This window comes from Sphingomonas panacis, from assembly GCF_001717955.1.
Classification (GTDB): Bacteria; Pseudomonadota; Alphaproteobacteria; order Sphingomonadales; family Sphingomonadaceae; genus Sphingomonas; species Sphingomonas panacis.
In genome coordinates, this window is record NZ_CP014168.1 from 1,537,131 (window position 1) to 1,554,126 (window position 16,996).

Genomic DNA, 16,996 nt, shown 5'->3' on the forward strand with positions numbered 1-16,996 from the left:
ACCCTTCCCTCTCCCGATGGGAAAGGGAAGGGCGAAGCGCGGACGGGTGCGGGCGAGGCCCTTGGTTTCGCCGCGCGCGCAAAGCTCCTACTTACGGATAGCCGTATCGTCGATGTTGGAGAGTGCGACCGCGTGCATGCACCAGCGGTTGAGGATCAGGAACGCGTCGGACTCAGGCTTTCCCTTCGACGAGTCCGTCACAATCCTGCAAGCATGATGGCCCGAACTGCCCCGAACGCTGCCGCTGTCCTCCATGAAAGCCACGACGGATTTCTGATTGGGAAAACGGAAGAGCACCGCCACGCCCCTGATCGCGGTCATCGGCATCGGGGAAATCGAGGTTGCGTGACCAAACACCGGCACGAAATCGGCAATCGCATCGGCAGCCGCATCGATAACCGCATTGGCGGGGTCGGCCGCTGTCGTGACATGTTTGATGTCCACCAGCTCCGCATAGGCAATCGCCTCATCCAGCCCCGGCGCGAGGAAACGACGTATCACGGTAGGGGCCGTTCCCCCGGTTGCAGGCGGCGCGGCCTGACCCTTCGCGGCGGCGGACAACAGCACCGCCACCGACATCGCAACGCCTGCCGCATACTTCATGCAAACCCTCCCGTGCTCCCGGCAGCAATGTCCGAGATCACGGCGGGGTACATCCGCTGGTGGTTGAACGATAGCGCTACTTCCCACCGGGAGTCACGATCGTCGGGTGTTTTACGGGTCGCTCCGATGCCCATAAGGTTCTGCGCGCGCGCCGCCGATTTGGTCTTTCACGCTTCGCCGCCACGGCTTACCTAACGGGCATGCTCAAGCACATCCTGCGTATCGCCCTGATCCTGATCGTCATCGCGATCCCGGTCGGCTATTGGATCAGCCGGCCCGATACGGCGAAGCTGCCGCTCGAGGCGGTCACCGGCAAGCGACCCAACATCAGCCAGCCGCGCAACCAGATGGTCCCGACGATCCGCATCGCCAAGCCGATCGGCTGGGGTAATGCCATGCCGACGCCGGCGGCCGGGCTTCAGGTCCAGCCGTTCGCGCGCGATCTCAAGCATCCGCGCTGGCTGTACCGGCTGCCCAATGGCGACGTGCTGGTGGCGGAGACCGATTCGCCGCCGCGCAAGGCGAGCGGCGTCAAGGATTGGGTGATGGGGCTGCTGATCGGCTCGGCGGGGGCGGACAGCGGCTCGGCCAACCGCATCACCTTGCTGCGCGACGCCAATGGCGACGGCGTGGCGGAGAGCCGCACGGTGCTGATCTCGGGGCTCAACTCGCCGCTCGGCATAGCGCTGGCGGGGGGCTATCTCTATATCGCCAACACCGATGCGCTGGTGCGCGTGCCGTTCACGCCCGGCCAGACCAGGATCACCGCCAAGCCCGAAACCGTCGTCACCTATCCGGGCGGCGGCAATCACTGGGCGCGCGGGCTGCTCGCCGCGCCCGACGGGTCGCTGTACGTTTCGGTCGGCTCGTCGAGCAACATCGCCGACAACGGGCTCGACGCCGAGACCAACCGCGCCAACATCCTCCAGGTCGATCCGGTCCACAAGGCGTTCCGCATCTATGCGGCGGGCCTGCGCAACCCGCAGGGGATGGCGTTCGCGCCGCAGGGCGGGCTGTGGGTGGTCGTCAACGAGCGCGACATGATGGGCTCCGACCTCGCGCCCGATTACATGAGCCAGGTCGAGCTGGGCGATCACTTCGGCTGGCCGTGGTTCTATTGGGGCGGCTATATCGATCACCGCGTCCAGCCCGAGAATCCGGCGTTGCAGGAATATTCGAAGCGCCCCGATTATGCGCTTGGGCCGCACGTCGCCGCGCTTGGCCTCGCCTTCGCGACCGACGCCAAGCTCGGGCCGAAGTTCGCCAACGGCGCGTTCGTGGGCGAGCATGGCTCGTGGAACCGCGTGCCGGCATCGGGCTACAAGGTCGTCTATGTGCCGTTCGGGGACAATGGCTTCCCCGCCAAGGGCGCGCGGCCGGTCGATCTGCTGACCGGGTTCCTCGACGACAAGGGCCGCGCGCGCGGGCGCCCGGTCGGGGTCATCACCGACAAGGCGGGCGCTTTGCTGGTGGCGGACGATGTCGGCAACACCGTCTGGCGGGTGAGCGCCAAGGCCGGCGGCTGACTCGCGACAGCCGCGCGGCGCCGCCCGCCGATGTGACATCGATGTACCAGAGTCGGACGATTCGTCTCACCCTGACACGCGCGCGGTTTACGAAGCCGCGCAAACCGCCGATATTCGCCACGACAGTCGACCCGGAGCGGAATCCAGGCGTGAGAGTGGGCGTGAGGGATGATGGGGACACGTGTTACCACCAATACGGCCAAAATGGCCGAGAACTGGCGCGTCGCGATGACCGCGCTGTGCAACCAGTTTCTGACGACGCATCGCACCCTGTCCGAGACGATCCAGCTCGGCCCGACCGAAACGCTGATCTTCCTGACGATCTCGGTCGCCAATGTGCAGCGGGTGATGCGCGAACGCGCGATCCCGCCCGAGCTGCGCGGCACGACCCCGCTGCCGCGCGAGGCGATCGTGCCGATCTCGCGCAACGCGATCTCCGCCGCCACCGGCCTGCCGCGCGAGACGGTGCGGCGGCAGGTCGCCCACATGATCGCGCGCGGCCTCATCGTCGAAGACCCGCGCGGCGGGGTGACGCCACCGCCTGACATCATCTCGGCGGCCGGGTTCGAGCCGGTGCTCGAAGGGCTGATGACCGAATTCGCGCGCACGGTGGAGACCTTGTGCCGCACCGGCGCGCTCGCGGTCGGGCACGATTGACCGCCGCTCGCTAGGCACCCCCGCGAGCGGCTAGGGCATCGCCAGCGCGATCGCCAGATCGGCGAGCGGCACCCCCGTTTCGGCATCGACCACCACCGGCACGATCTCGCGGCCGCTGCCCGCCTCGACCGGGCGGCGCATCGCGCCCCCGCCGAAATGCTTGCGCGCCCACCCGCCGAGCGCGTGCAGCACCGGCAGATAGTCGCGCCCGGCCTCGGTCAGCACATACTCGTCGCGCGGCGGGTGATCGCTGTAGCGCCGCCGCGCGAGCATCCCCGCCGTCACCAGCGCCGCCAGCCGGCGCGCGAGAATGTTGGGGGCGATGCCGAGGCTCTTCTGGAACTGGTCGAAGCGCGTCTGCCCCAGCCCCGCGTTGCGCAGGATCAGCATGCTCCACGTATCGCCGGCGCGGGCGAGGCCACGCCCGACCGGGCACACCCCGCAGGAAAGGTCCGTCATGTCCATTGCAGAAAGATAGTCACATCATTATTAAAACGCAAGCGACATCACGCAACGGAGACCCCCCCCATGACCCAAGCCATCACCGATCCCCGCAACCAGACCGCGCTCGTCACCGGCGCCTCGACCGGAATCGGCGCGGTCTATGCCGATCGGCTCGCGAAGCGCGGCTACGACCTGATCCTCGTCGCGCGCGACGCCGCCCGCCTCAACACGCTCGCCGAGCGGCTGCGCGCCGAGACCGGCCGCACCGTCACCGTCCAGCGTGCCGATCTCACCGCCGCCGCCGACGTATCCGCCGTCGCCGCCACGCTCGCCGACGATGCGCGCATCACCCTGCTCGTCAACAACGCCGGCATGGCGCTCGACGGCGATCTCCTCACCGCCACCGCGCCCGATGTCGAACGCCTCATCGCGCTCAACATCACCGCGCCGACGTTGCTCGCGCAGGCCGCCGGCAAGGCGTTCGTCGCGCGCGGTGCCGAAGGTCAGGACGGCGGCGCCATCATCAACATCGCCTCGGTGCTGGCGCTCGCCCCCGAAGCGTTCGACGGCGTCTATTCGGGCAGCAAGGCCTATCTGCTCACGCTCAGCCAGAGCCTCGCCGCGCACTATGCCGCAAAGGGCCTCTACGTTCAGGCGGTGCTGCCCGGCGCGACCCGCACCGAGATCTGGGAGCGGTCTGGCAAGGATGTCGAATCCTTCCCGGCGGAGATGGTGATGGCGGTCGACGATCTCGTCGATGCGGCGCTGGTCGGCTTCGACGCGCGCGAGACCGTGACGATCCCGCCGCTCGCCGACGAGCATCTGCCGCACTGGAACGCGATGCAGGCCGAACGCGCCGCGCTTGGCGGTGTGCTCAGCCGCCGCGATCCCGCCGCGCGCTACGCTGGGCCAGCGCGCGCCTGAGCGACCGGGTGCGCCGCGCGCATCCGTCGGCGCGCCCGCTTGCCGCCCCGTCTCGCCCCGTCGCGTCCCGCCACGCCGCGCGCGCCGCGCTCGGAGGCGGCGGCGCGGTCGAGCGCGGCGGTGTCCCGCGCCTCGGTCGCCAGCGCACGCAGCAGCGCATCGACCGGGGGCAGGGCGGCATCGTGCTCCGCCGGCGCCGAGTCCGCCGCCTGCGCCCCCGCGCCCGCCTCCACAGCGTCCCCGGGCGCAGTCTCAAGCCCGGTCATCGCCCACAGCGCCTCGTCGCGGTCGAACAACGTGACATCCTCGACCGGCATCACCGGTTCCTGCGTGAGCCAGGTCGGCTCGTCCGCCTCGTCGCAGCGCACGAACGCCGCCGCCGGATCGTCGAGCTGCGCCGCCGCCGCCGCCATGCCGCCCTGCTCGATCGCCGCATCCGCCTCCCGCCGCCGCGCCGCGCACTCGGCCAGCGCCGCCGCGATCGCCGCCTCCGCCTGCGCGTCGAGCGCCACCCCGGCGAAATCCTCCAGCGCCCGCGCCGCCGCATCGCCCCGCTCGGCCCCGCCGCCCTCGCACCCGTCGCCCGAGACAACCGTCCGCACCGTCGTCGTAGACGCCTGCGCGACCGCACCCCCGTCCGCGCTCCCCGCCTCGGCGCGCGTGCTGAAATACTCGACCTTGGTGCGCCGCCCCTGCGCATCCTGCCCGTAATGGCGAAGACAGAACATCAGCAGCGCGTCATTGGTCTTGCGGCGATAGCCGGCGAGCTTGCCGGCCACGAACACCGGCACCAGATACCCCTCGATCGCGCGCTCGAACGCGATATCCTTCAGCCGCTGCACCCCGAAATCGAGCGCCGCCTCCCACGCCCGCCGGAACTCCTCCGCCCCCGGCGCACGCCTGAGCGTATAGCAATTCGCCTGCGCCATATTGACCATCCGCGCCGCCCGACTGACCGATCCGGTATCCGCCAGCGCCTCGATGAACGCCTTCTGCCGCGCCGGCGTCCAGCCATCATGCCGGTGTTTCTTGCGCGGCACCGGCGCGAAATCGGGGAGGGCGGGGCGGTCTTCGCGGGCGATGGGGGCGCGGTTTTGCATGGGGTGGCTCCCGGGTGTGGTGATGCGGGAGTGGTAGGTATGCGAGGTTGGGGGGTGTAGGACAGGGGGGATTTGCGCGACCCGCACGGTCGCTTAAGCGCTGCGATCAAGCGCCGCCATCGCCGTGGTGATCGTTACCGTATCCACGCTCACGCGCACGACCTTCGCCAGCAGCGCGATCATGCTCTCCTTATAGTCGGCGAAGCGATAGGTGTTGAATTTGGCGGCGATGGTCGGGTCGCGCGGGCGCTTTTCCTTGTGCTGATCGAGTACCCAGTCGATCGCGGAGCGGTTGCCGAGGCGGTAGGTCCACGCCTCGGGCGGGATGCCAGTGATCTGCGTGTCGGCATCGACCACCACCACGCCGGCTTCGGGCTGCGACTTGAGGATCGGCTTGGGCGTGGTGCCGGCGGCGCGCTTCGCGGGCGTCTCGACCCGCTCGACCGGCCAGGGCGCGACCTCCTCATAGCCGATGTGCAGCGCCATCAGCGTTTCGCCCCACGCCGCCCATCGGGCGAAATCGGGGTAGAAGGGGATGCGCGGGAATTCGCGCTTGAGGTTGAGCGCATAGGTCTCGCGGTAGACCGGATCGTGGAGGACGGCATAGACATAGTGGAAGATCGCGTCCTTGGTGACGCCCTTCCGGCCATATTCCTTGACGAACTTGTTGAACGCCCAGTCGGTGATGTTGTCGATCCGCTCGCCGGACTTGGTGTAGCGGTAGCGCGGTAATTCAACTGTACCTGCTCCGCTCCCCACAAGATGCAGGTCACAAACCACAGCGGTCGCCATGGTCATCCACGGCTTCTGTGAATCTGGTCCAGTAAAACAGACGGACAGATTATTGCCCTCTCCTGAGAAAGGGAAAATTTGTCCGTTAAGATACGGCATTTCGTTGAGTTGGGGCGAGTAGGCAAGCCAAATTTTCGTGAATGGGCGGTACATTGCTGATCTGAGTGAGGGGAGTAAAACTGCCGTGCGTTTCCTTGCCAGCCCTTTCAACGCCCGAGTCCATTTTATTCCAGACCGAAATCGAACCTCATCAGCATCGTTTTTATGCCATGGAGCAATGTTCTTAATTGCTTTAGTATAGTCTTCAATTAAAAAACTAACTTTTGATTTTAATTGATTCATATCCTGATCATATACCCAATCATCTCGATTGGTTACCACGCCGAGAGAGAAAAGATGGAAAATGGAACCTTGTCCACGGGTTCCTTGCTTGGTGGCTTTTGTGGCAATCGGCAGATATGCCGCAGGAAAAGGATTAGCGTCGTCAAGCCAAGTTCCATCTCCCCGCGGCTTTATGATTGTGCTATTGTTTTGTCCGAGGTCGATCTCGTGAAGCCAAGAAAGCTTGCTGACGGCGTCTTCATTCGGAGCAATCGTAAGCTCGATATGCGCTGCACCAGACCTTCCTTTTCGCCGAACCAAAAACGCGATCGCGACTCCCGTACCGATGCCGAAGACGTTTGAAGCGCCTGCTGGTCCTGCCTCCTTATAATCTCCACCGAGGTCGAAGATTCTGATCTCGGAAAAGTCGTTGGCAATTATCTTTCTGAAGCCATCGAAGGTCCGACTATCGATAAAACTCCGGTTCGTAACGAACGCCAAAACCCCCTCATCGCCCAATCGGTCGCTCGCCCAGCGATAGAAGCGCGCGTACATGTCGTAGAGCTTGGTCTTTTGCGCCGTGCTCGCCTTGATGTACGTGTCCTTGATGCGCTTATCGATGTGCGCGTAGGCCCGGTTCTTGTTGTTATCGTTCTCGTTCTGCTGGTTGGCGTTGTAGGGCGGGTTGCCGATGATCACGCTGATCTTGCGCCGGTTCTGCTTCTTGATCCGCTCGATATTCTCGTCGGTCAGGCTGCCGAGCAGATCGAACTGGTGGCCGGCATGGATGCCGAGCGCATCGACATTGTCGAGCGTGTCGACGAAGCACAGATTCTCGAACTCGGCGAACTGGCCGGTGATCGCCTGATAGGTCGCCTCGATGTTCAGATTGGCGACGTAATAGGGCAGGATCGCGACTTCGTTGGCGTGCAGCTCTTCCTTGTATTTGTGGCGAAGCTTGTCGTGATGCCCCCGAAAATGTTCGAGCAGTTCGACGATGAAAGTGCCGGTGCCGGTGGCGGGATCGAGGATCTCGACGCCGCGATCGACCAGGTTCTTGCCGAAATGCTTCTCGCACAGCCAGTCGGTCGAGCGGATCATGAAGCGGACGATCTCGCCCGGCGTATAGACCACGCCCAAGCGGTCGGCGGCCTTGGCGTTATAGACCTTGTAGAAATTCTCGTAGAGGCCCTTCAGGAAGCCCTGCTTTTCCGAATGGCTCTGGATGACGGCGGCGGTGCGCGCGATGCCCGAATAATAGGGCGAGAGCGCGCGCAGCAGAGTCGATTTCTCGCCGCGCGCGAACAGCTTTTCCTCGAGCTTGTAGAGTTCCGAGGCGACGTTGTTCTGGCGGTGGAAATCGGGGTTGTCGAACACCTTGGCGAAGATGTCTTCGGTAAGGATGTGCTGGATTAGCATTTCCTGCACGTCATCCTGCGTCACCACCGGATTGATCGCTTCCTGCGCATGGGCGAGGAAGGCCTTTTCGGCGGCGACGTAGAGTTTGGACGCCTTGCGCTTCTTCGCGATGCGGTCGCGCAGCGCCTCCAGCACGGCGGGCAGGTCTTGGCTGAACTGCTTGACCGCCTTGTTGAAGTCGGCAATTTCCTGGCGTTCATGTGCGAAGAAGCGGACGAGCAGGGGATAGAGCGCCTCAGTATCGTCCATCGCGACCCGTGCAACTTCTTGCCCGTCCTGGATCAATACAGCGGTTCGGTCATCGGAATAGACGATGTTGTCGCGCGGATAGCCCCTGCGCGATTTAGCGGCGATCTCGGCGTCGAGGTCGTCGTCGGCATCCTTCGCTTCCCAGTAGCCGAAAGGCACGCGCAGCGCGTGAAGCAGCGCGCCGTCGAGGTAGATGCGGTTCTTCTGCGGCGTCGTGATGGCGTGTTCTGGGACGAACAGCAGATCGTGCGCTCGGCCCCAGCGCTTGAGCAAATCTTTGAAGGCCTCGCGCAAAACGGACTCACGGCGGCTGCCGGATACCGCGCGCAAGCGATCCAGATCGGCGCGATATTCGTTGATAAGCTGTCGGCTCAAGCAACCCCCCCCTGAGAGGCCGCATGGCCACGCGAGAAAGCTAGCAGGCCGAATTACTTATGTCAGCTTTTGTAATGCGCCGCGGCAAAGCCGCGCCGTCGGACGCCGCTGTAGCGGCGCCGGCCGGGCGGGCCGCAGGTGGCCGCGCCGGAGCTTGCGCTCCGGCTTGGCGCGACCCGCTTACGCCGCAGCCTTAGCCCGGCTCGCGCGCTTGCGCTCGTTCGGGTCCAGATACCGCTTGCGCAGCCGGATCGACTTCGGCGTCACCTCGACCATCTCGTCGTCGTCGATATAGGCGATCGCCTGTTCCAGCGTCATCTTCTTCGGCGGGGTGAGGCGGATCGCGTCGTCCTTGCCGCCGCTGGCGCGGAAGTTGGTGAGCTGCTTGGACTTCATCGGGTTGACTTCGAGGTCGTCGGTCTTGGCGTTCTCGCCGACGATCATGCCCTCGTACAGCGCCTCGCCGTGGCCGACGAACAGGATGCCGCGCTCTTCGAGCGGCCCCAGAGCATAGCCCTGCGCCTCACCGGCGCCGTTCGAGATCAGCACGCCGTTCTTGCGGCCTTCGATGTTGCCCTTGTGCGGGCCGTACTTCTCGAACAGCCGGTTCATGATGCCGGTGCCGCGCGTGTCCGACAGGAACTCGCCGTGATAGCCGATCATCCCGCGCGACGGCGCCGAGAAGGTGATGCGGGTCTTGCCGCCGCCCGAGGGGCGCATGTCGGTCATCTCGGCCTTGCGCAGGTTCATCTTCTCGACGACCGTGCCCGAATATTCCTCGTCCACGTCGATGATGACGACTTCATACGGCTCGGTCTTCTTGCCGTTCTCGTCCTCGCCAAACAGCACGCGCGGGCGGCTGATGCCGAGTTCGAAGCCCTCGCGGCGCATCGTCTCGATCAGCACGCCGAGCTGAAGCTCGCCGCGCCCGGCGACTTCGTAGCTGTCGCGGTCGGCCGATTCGGTCACCTTCACGGCGACGTTCGATTCGGCTTCGCGGAACAGGCGGTCGCGGATCATGCGGCTCGTCACCTTGGTGCCCTCGCGGCCCGCCATCGGCGAATCGTTGACGGCGAAGCGCATCGACAGCGTCGGCGGATCGATCGGCTGCGCGTGCAGCGGCTCGGTCACGGTGATGTCGGCGATCGTGTTGGCGACGGTGGCGACGGTCAGGCCGGCGAGGCTGATGATGTCGCCCGCCTTCGCCTCGTCGACCGGCACCCGCTCGAGCCCGCGGAACGACATGATCTTGGAGGCGCGGCCGACCTCGACGATCTTGCCGTCGTTATCGAGCGCGTGGATCGCCTGGTTGGTCTTGACCGTACCCGAATTGACCCGGCCGGTGAGGATGCGGCCGAGGAAGTTGTCGCGGTCGAGCAGCGTCACGAGGAAGGTGAACGGCACGCCCGCCACTTCCACCGCGGGGGGCGGCACGTGGCTGACGATCGTCTCGAACATCGGGATCAGCGTGCCTTCGCGCGCGTCCATGTCGGTCGATGCATAGCCGTTGCGCCCCGATGCGTAGAGCACCGGGAAGTCGAGCTGCTCGTCGGTCGCGTCGAGCGACACGAACAGGTCGAACACTTCGTCGAGCACTTCCTGGATGCGCGCGTCGCTGCGGTCGACCTTGTTGACCACCACGATCGGACGCAGGCCGAGCGCGAGCGCCTTGCCGGTCACGAACTTGGTCTGCGGCATCGCGCCTTCCGACGAATCGACCAGCAGGACGACCCCGTCGACCATGCTCAGGATGCGCTCGACCTCACCGCCGAAATCGGCGTGGCCGGGGGTGTCGACGATGTTGATGCGGATGCTCTCGTCGCTGCCCGGCGGCGTCCAGTCGACCGAGGTCGGCTTGGCGAGAATGGTGATGCCACGCTCTTTTTCGAGGTCGTTGGAATCCATCGCGCGCTCTTCGATGCGCTGGTTGTCGCGGAACGTGCCCGACTGACGGAAAAGCTGGTCGACGAGGGTGGTCTTGCCGTGATCGACGTGCGCGATGATGGCCACATTGCGGAGGCTCATGAAATACTGCCCGATGCTTTTGAGTGAAAAGGTTGCCGGCGCCGATAGCCTAAATGGCGCCTGACGGAAAGGGGGCGTCAAAAACCCCAAAACAAAGCCGCCGCCCCCTTTCGGGAGCGGCGGCGATGGCACGATGGACGGAGCGCTTAGAAGCTGATCCGCGCACCGACGCGGATGAAGTAGAGCGACGGCTTGATTTCCGCGACGCTCGTGTTCGGGTTGACCGCCGCGCTGTACTTGTACTTCGTGCAAGGCTGGTTTGGAGCGGTGTTCGGCGCGCCGGTGGGGCCAAGGCACTGAACCGAGACGACGTCCTCGACGAAGGGGAACACGGCCTGGCGGAACTGGCCCCAGCTACGGTTAAGCAGGTTGGGGAAGTTCTGGATGTCGCCAAACAGCGTCAGCTTGGACTTGCCGACGAACAGCGGCAGGTCCTGCGACACATGCAGATCCATCTGCGTGTAGGCGCGCGAGCGGACGCTGTTGCGCGGCGCGATCTTGCCGCGATATTTGGCAAGGCCGTTGGCGTTGATGATGCCGTCGAGCTTGGACTGCGTGTCGCCGTCATATTCAACGATAGGATCGGTGCCGCTCTTCGGCACGTAGAGCAGGAAGCGATCGTCACGGCCAGTCACGCCGAACACGACGCTACGCGTGTCGGTGCCGACATCCGTCATCGTGAGGCTGTACGGACGGCCGGCGTTGGTCGAACCGAACAATTGGAACGTCGTCGTGTTGTCACCGAAGAAGGCATGGTGGAAGCCGACGCCATACTTGAAGGACCAACGCTGCTGATCGTTGGCGATGCCGTAAGCGGCGCCGCTGCCATCGAGGAACGCGCCGTTGCCGTAGTTCGAGCTGGCGGTCGATGAAGTCGCCGGAGTCTGATCGGTCACATCCTGTAACGTGTACGACACGTCGAGATCGAGGCCGAAATCGAAGGTCTTCGATGCGCGGACCACGCCGATATAGCTGCGGCCCTTATGCGTGTTGGCCAGCACGATATCGGTGTTGGTGTTGGTGCCGACCAGCGGGCCGAAGCGCGTCCGGCCGTCCGGCAGCGTACCGATCGGGATGGAGCGGATGTCGGTGAAGTACACCTGATCCTTGACCTTGCTCCAGTAGAAGTCAGCGCCGAAGTCCCAGCCGCCGCCCAGCAGGTTGTTCGGCGTCCAGTCCACCGACAACGTGCCCTTGTACACCGACGGGATACGGAAGTTCTTGCCGAGCGCGTTGATGTTGGCGAGCGAGTTCGCGCCGGTGTTGGGGATCAGCGCCTGGAGCTGCGCCGGGATGGTGGCGCCGCCCGGATTGCGCAGGATCGCGCTTGCGACCGCCGGATCGAGCGGTGCACCGTTCAGCGTGTAGGTGTTCGCGCCAGTGCGGTTGATGGTCAGGCTGGTGATGCCCACGCCGCCCGCGCCCGCGCCCGCATTCGAGTAGCTGTTCGACAGATACACGTCCGGCGAACCGCCGCTGAAGATGCCGAAGCCGCCGCGTACCGAGATGTCCGACACCGGCTTATAATTGAAGCTGACACGCGGCTGGAGCACGCTGAGGCCCGAATAGTTCAGCGTGTTCGGGTAGCCGTAGCGCTGCGTAAAGCCCGGATTCAGCGGGATCGGCGAGTGCGAGCCGTACAGGTCAAAGCGAACCCCCGCCGTGACGGTGAGTTTGTCGTTGATGCGCCAGTCATCCTGCAGGCCGAACTGGTACTGCTGATAACCGAAGCTCGCCGCCGCGTCGTTGGGGTTGCCAGTCGCGGCGTTCTGATAGGTGACCGAGCTGGCCTGGCGCGCTGCGAGATCGGCAACCGAGTCGTAATACCAGTTGCCGCGTGTGTTCTGCAGGAACAGGTTGAAGATCCTCACCTGGTCGTACTGGGTGTACAATTTGATGTCGTGATTGCCCGCATTGTAACGGATCAGGAACGAGCCCGAATAGGTGTCGGTGTTGAAGATATTCGACTGGCGCGAGCTGTCGGGACCGAACGTGACCACGGGTAAGCCGGTGCCGCAGGCGATGAACGAGTTGCCCGTCGAGCCGCCGTTGGTGATGCTGGTCGGCGAGGTGCAGACCCGGTTCTGGCCGAAGCTGTTGCCACCCAGTGCCAACTGGCCGCGATCGTAGCTCTTGTAGAGGAAACGCGCCTCAGTCGAAAGGTGGTCGGTCCAGTCCGAGTTCAACTGGACGATGCCGGCGCGAAGCAGTTCGGTTGCCTTATAGGCGTCCGACGAAAGGCCAAGCTGAGGAGTGGAGTTGGACGTGTTCGAATTTTGGAGGAAGTTCGTCTCGTCATAGGCGTTGATGTAGCTGAGCGACAGCTTCTGACGATCGGAGATGTTCCACGTTATCTTGCCGACGATCTTCTCGTCCTTGTCGGAAGACGAAGTCAGCACGCCGCCGGCGTTGTAATCCGGGAACGCGGTCTTGGCGGCGCCGGTGACACTGTCGATCAGCGACTGGTTGAGGTTCGGCACCTGCCCAGGTGCTGGCGAAAGCGGGTTGCCTTCGGTGTTGCGCTCGCCGGAGACCATGAAGAACAATTTGTCCTTGATGATCGGACCCGACAGCGTGACGCCGTAGGTCTTGCTGTCGAAGTTGAGCTTGGTGCCGCCGAGGCGACGCGCGTCACCGGTCAGCCCATCGCTGTTGTAGCTGAAGAAGCCGCTGCCGTGGAACTTGTTGGTGCCGCTCTTCAGGATGGCGTCCATCGCGCCGCCCTGGAAGCCGCCCTGACGCACGTCATATGGCGCGACCGAGGTCGAGAACTGGCCGATCGCGTCGAGTGGCACCGGGCCGCGGCGGGTCGGATTGGCATCCGAGTTGAGGCCGAAGTTGTCGCTGACGGTGACGCCATCGACGGAGAATTTGTTGTAGCGCGGGTTGACGCCGGCGAACGAGATCGACTTGCCGCCGCCCGAACCCGACGTGTCCTCGAAGCGCGCGAACGGATCACGACGCGCGAGATCGCGGATGTCGCGGTTGACCGAAGCGACGCGCGAGATGTCGGTCGCGGTCAGGATCGTCTGCGGGCCGTCCGACCGGACGCCGGCGCCCTGGACCCGATTAGCGGTGACGACGATGTCGGACCCGCCAGTCTGCTCGGCAAGATCGACCGGAAGGTCATAGGGCTGGCCGACGACGGTGTAGATGTCGGTAATCGTCGAATTGCCCTGCGCGCTGGTCACGGTCAGCGTGTATGGACCGCCCGCCTGCAGGCCATTGAAGTTGAACGAACCCGAAGTGTCGGTGGTCGCTGTCGAGCGCGCGCCGGTGGTGGTGCTTTCGATGATGACGCTTGCGCCTGCGACTGGCGCCCCCTGAGCGACGACATTGCCGCGCACAGTCGCCGTCGTTTCCTGGGCGCTGGCTGCGGCAGGCATCACCAAGGCGGCGATGGCTGCGCCCATAAGCAATTGATTACGCATGTTTGAAACCCCCATTTATCATTATTCGCGATGTCGCGAGTCTGCGCGGTGTCCGCGCCGTCCCCGGCCCCCTGCGACCTGATTATTTAAGTAAAATGACAAAGGGGTCATGCGCCAGCCCCCGACGCAGCTAGTTTTGCCGCGTTGCAAAAAAGCATCACCGGGTCCGAAACGATTGCTCGTCTTTAGATCGCACCCGCGACCAGTGCGGCCCAGCCAGCTTCGTCGACCACTTCGACCCCGAGGTCGCTCGCCTTCTTCAGTTTCGATCCAGCACCCGGCCCCGCCACGACGAGATCGGTCTTGGCCGAAACCGAGCCCGCGACGCGCGCGCCAAGCGACTCGGCCTGCGCCTTGGCTTCGTCGCGGCTCATCGTCTCGAGCGTGCCGGTGAAGACGATCGTCTTGCCGGTGACGGGCGACTCGCGCGTATCCTGCGCGAAGGCCGGCGGCGTGACCTCGCCGAGCAGATCGGTCCACACCGTGCGGTTGTGGGGTTCGTGGAAGAAGTCGGCGAGCGCGTTGCCGACCGCCGCGCCGACATTCTCGACGCCGATATGCTCGGCGACCGCCTTGTCGACGCGGTTGCGGAATTTGCGCGGCTCCTCGGCCAGCGCCGGCGTCATGCCGTCGCGCAGCGCGATCACCGTGTCGGCCAATGCCTGGACCTCGGGCAGCGTGTGGTAGCGCCGCAACAGGTCGCGCGCGGTGACGACGCCGATGTGGCGGATGCCGAGCCCGAACAGCAGCCGCACCGGATCGGGCGCGCGCTTGGCTTCGATCGCGTCGAGCAGGTTCTCGACCGATTTGTCCTTCCATCCCTCGCGTCCGAGCAGCGCGTCGCGATGCTTGGCGAGCCGGAAGATGTCGGCGGGTTCGGTGATCCAGCCGAGTGCGATGAATTCCTCAAGCGTCTTCTCGCCGAGCCCCTCGATGTCGAGTGCCCCGCGCGAAACGAAATGCTTGAGCCGTTCGAGCCGCTGCGCCGGGCAGATCAGCCCGCCGGTGCAGCGGATGTCGATCTCCTCGTCCTCGCGCACCGACTCGGACTCGCAGATCGGGCAATGCGTCGGGAACGGCCAGCTCCCACGCGACTCGTCGCGCGACAGGTTCTCGACGATCTGCGGGATGACGTCGCCGGCGCGCTGCAACACCACGCGGTCGCCCGGCCACACGTTGAGCCGCGCGATCTCGTCGGCATTGTGCAGCGTCGCGTTGGTGACGACGACGCCGCCGACGGTGACCGGCGTGAGCCGCGCGACGGGGGTGAGCTTGCCGGTGCGGCCGACCTGGATGTCGATCCGCTCCAGCGTGGTCTGCGCTTGCTGCGCGGGGAATTTGTGCGCGAGCCCCCAGCGCGGCGCGCGCCCGACGAAGCCGAGCCGCTGCTGCCAGTCGAGCCGGTCGACCTTGTAGACCACGCCGTCGATATCGAATGACAGGTCGGCGCGCTCGGCCTCTATCGCCTTGTAGGTGGCGAGTGCATCCTCCAGCGTGCCGCCCGGGCGGAAAGCGGCGGCGACCGGAAAACCCCAGTCGCGGATCGCGGCGATCACCGCGCTTTGCGTTTCGCCGGGCAGGTCCGAGGTTTCGCCCCAGCCCCAGGCGAAAAACCGCAACGGGCGCTCCCGCGTCACGGCGGCGTCCTTCTGGCGGAGCGATCCGGCGGCGGCGTTGCGCGGGTTGGCGAACTGGCGCGCGTCCTTGCCAGCCGCTTCCGCCTCGGCGAGCAGCCGCGCGTTCAACGCGGCGAAATCCTCTTTTGCCATATACACCTCGCCGCGCACCTCGAAAATGTCGGGTGCGCCATCGGGCAGGCACTCGGGAATGTCGGCGATGGTGCGGACGTTGGCGGTGACATCCTCGCCGATCTGCCCGTCGCCGCGTGTCAGCGCGCGGACGAGGCGGTGCTGCTCGTAGCGGATCGAGCAGGACAGGCCGTCGATCTTGGGTTCGGCGGTGAGCGCGACTGCGTCGTGGTCGGCAAGCTTGAGATAGCGCCGCACACGACCGAGGAAGTCCGCCACCTCCTCGTCGCTGAACGCATTGTCGAGGCTGAACATCGGCCGTGCATGCGCTACCTTGGCGAGATGCCCGGATGGCGCGGCGCCGACCTGAACCGACGGCGAATCGGCGCGGACGAGCTGCGGAAAGGCCGCTTCGATCGCGGCGTTGCGGCGCACCAAAGCATCATAGGCGGCATCCGAAATCTCGGGCGCGTCTTCGGTGTGATAGCGGCGGTTGTGGTGCGCGATCTCGGCGGCGAGGCTCGCAAGCTCCGCAGCGGCTTCGGCTTCGGTCTCGGGGGCTTCGGTATCGGGCAGCGGTGTCGACATTGCGACGGGCTAGACGAGAGCGGGGCCGGGGATCAAGCGCCACATCGTTCGTGCCAGGCGCGGCGGGTTACACCGCGCCGGGTACGATCGGAAAGGGTCAGATGGCCATCATGCTCACGGAGAGCTTGGCTTCTTCGTTGACCGAGCGGCGCTGTTCGGTCTTCTCGGCGCGGACCGCCATTTCGTCCCACGCCTTGGCGGCGCGAAGCCAGCGGTCGCGGACGTTGTCGAGGGTTGCGGACGCGGCATCGGCGTGCGCTTGGCGCGCGCGATCCTGGTAGAAAAGAACAGTGGTGCTCATCGCGTATCTCCGCAAGGAAGGGAAGGCGGGCGGCGCGGGGAGGATTCCCCGGGCCACCCGATCCGTTTACGCTGCGCTCAGATTGACCGCGGACGTTTTGCCGCGACGATCCTGCTCCAGTTCGTAGTTCACGCGCTGCTCGCGATCGAGCGTGCGCATGCCAGCGGCTTCCACCGCGCTGATGTGGACGAAGGCGTCGTTGCCGCCGTCTTCCGGCGCGATGAAGCCATAGCCCTTGTCGGCGTTGAAGAATTTCACGGTGCCAATCGGCATGGGTATTTCCTTAGCGTAGCGGCACCGGGCATTCGCGCGGTGCCGGTTGGGGCCGAGATCAGAGACGCAGACACCGTCCGGCCCCGGCCGGCGTCTACGAGGGGCTGCGCTCAGCCGATGGCCGAGCGCGCTGGCACAGCAACGGCCAAAAGGCAGTCGCGTGGCGTCGGGAAATGTGAAAGGAGAGCCAAAGCACACGTCCGTCGCCAACAAGCGGGAG

Annotated in this window: 12 protein-coding genes; 3 read left to right on the plus strand and 9 right to left on the minus strand. The window is 65.1% G+C overall.

Annotated features, from left to right (window positions below; translation table 11 throughout):
• Positions 1 to 87 precede the first annotated feature (87 nt).
• The gene (locus J0A91_RS06975; protein WP_069204299.1) at positions 88 to 603 is read right to left on the minus strand and encodes a hypothetical protein; all 516 of its coding nucleotides are present in this window, start codon (positions 601 to 603) and stop codon (positions 88 to 90) included.
• 200 nt (positions 604 to 803) lie between these two features.
• Between J0A91_RS06975 and J0A91_RS06980 the strand changes: the two genes are divergently transcribed.
• Complete coding sequence (locus tag J0A91_RS06980; RefSeq protein WP_069204300.1) at positions 804 to 2,129, plus strand: PQQ-dependent sugar dehydrogenase; 1,326 nt, start codon at positions 804 to 806, stop codon at positions 2,127 to 2,129.
• A gap of 171 nt (positions 2,130 to 2,300) precedes the next feature.
• The gene (locus tag J0A91_RS06985; protein WP_150126843.1) at positions 2,301 to 2,786 is read left to right on the plus strand and encodes a helix-turn-helix domain-containing protein; all 486 of its coding nucleotides are present in this window, start codon (positions 2,301 to 2,303) and stop codon (positions 2,784 to 2,786) included.
• Between the two features lie 30 nt (positions 2,787 to 2,816).
• Here J0A91_RS06985 and J0A91_RS06990 read toward each other — a convergent pair whose 3' ends face one another.
• Positions 2,817 to 3,245: a winged helix-turn-helix transcriptional regulator gene (locus J0A91_RS06990; RefSeq protein WP_069207121.1), complete on the minus strand. Its 429-nt coding sequence runs from the start codon at positions 3,243 to 3,245 to the stop codon at positions 2,817 to 2,819.
• 69 nt (positions 3,246 to 3,314) lie between these two features.
• On the opposite strand from J0A91_RS06990, the gene J0A91_RS06995 reads away from it, so the two are divergent.
• Positions 3,315 to 4,154 (plus strand): SDR family NAD(P)-dependent oxidoreductase, encoded by an 840-nt coding sequence (locus tag J0A91_RS06995; protein WP_069204302.1) that lies wholly within the window; start codon positions 3,315 to 3,317, stop codon positions 4,152 to 4,154.
• Here J0A91_RS06995 and J0A91_RS24820 read toward each other — a convergent pair.
• The 7 genes from J0A91_RS24820 to J0A91_RS07030 form a co-directional block, all read right to left on the minus strand.
• The gene (locus tag J0A91_RS24820; RefSeq protein ID WP_069204303.1) at positions 4,130 to 5,254 is read right to left on the minus strand and encodes a hypothetical protein; all 1,125 of its coding nucleotides are present in this window, start codon (positions 5,252 to 5,254) and stop codon (positions 4,130 to 4,132) included. The two genes, J0A91_RS06995 and J0A91_RS24820, sit on opposite strands and share 25 nt — an antisense overlap.
• Positions 5,255 to 5,347: 93 nt before the next feature.
• Positions 5,348 to 8,410, minus strand: a complete 3,063-nt coding sequence (locus J0A91_RS07005) for a type ISP restriction/modification enzyme (RefSeq protein WP_069204304.1) — start codon at positions 8,408 to 8,410, stop codon at positions 5,348 to 5,350.
• Positions 8,411 to 8,590: 180 nt separating this feature from the next.
• The gene (typA, locus tag J0A91_RS07010) at positions 8,591 to 10,435 is read right to left on the minus strand and encodes a translational GTPase TypA (RefSeq protein ID WP_069204305.1); all 1,845 of its coding nucleotides are present in this window, start codon (positions 10,433 to 10,435) and stop codon (positions 8,591 to 8,593) included.
• A 146-nt stretch (positions 10,436 to 10,581) separates the two neighbouring features.
• Positions 10,582 to 13,866, minus strand: a complete 3,285-nt coding sequence (locus J0A91_RS07015; RefSeq protein WP_069204306.1) for a TonB-dependent receptor — start codon at positions 13,864 to 13,866, stop codon at positions 10,582 to 10,584.
• A 185-nt stretch (positions 13,867 to 14,051) separates the two neighbouring features.
• Positions 14,052 to 16,202, minus strand: a complete 2,151-nt coding sequence (gene ligA, locus J0A91_RS07020) for an NAD-dependent DNA ligase LigA (protein ID WP_069204307.1) — start codon at positions 16,200 to 16,202, stop codon at positions 14,052 to 14,054.
• Positions 16,203 to 16,299: 97 nt separating this feature from the next.
• A complete protein-coding gene (locus tag J0A91_RS07025) occupies positions 16,300 to 16,503 on the minus strand; it encodes a hypothetical protein (RefSeq protein ID WP_069204308.1) in 204 nt (67 codons plus the stop codon).
• A gap of 66 nt (positions 16,504 to 16,569) precedes the next feature.
• Positions 16,570 to 16,776: a cold-shock protein gene (locus J0A91_RS07030; protein ID WP_069204309.1), complete on the minus strand. Its 207-nt coding sequence runs from the start codon at positions 16,774 to 16,776 to the stop codon at positions 16,570 to 16,572.
• Positions 16,777 to 16,996: the final 220 nt, after the last annotated feature.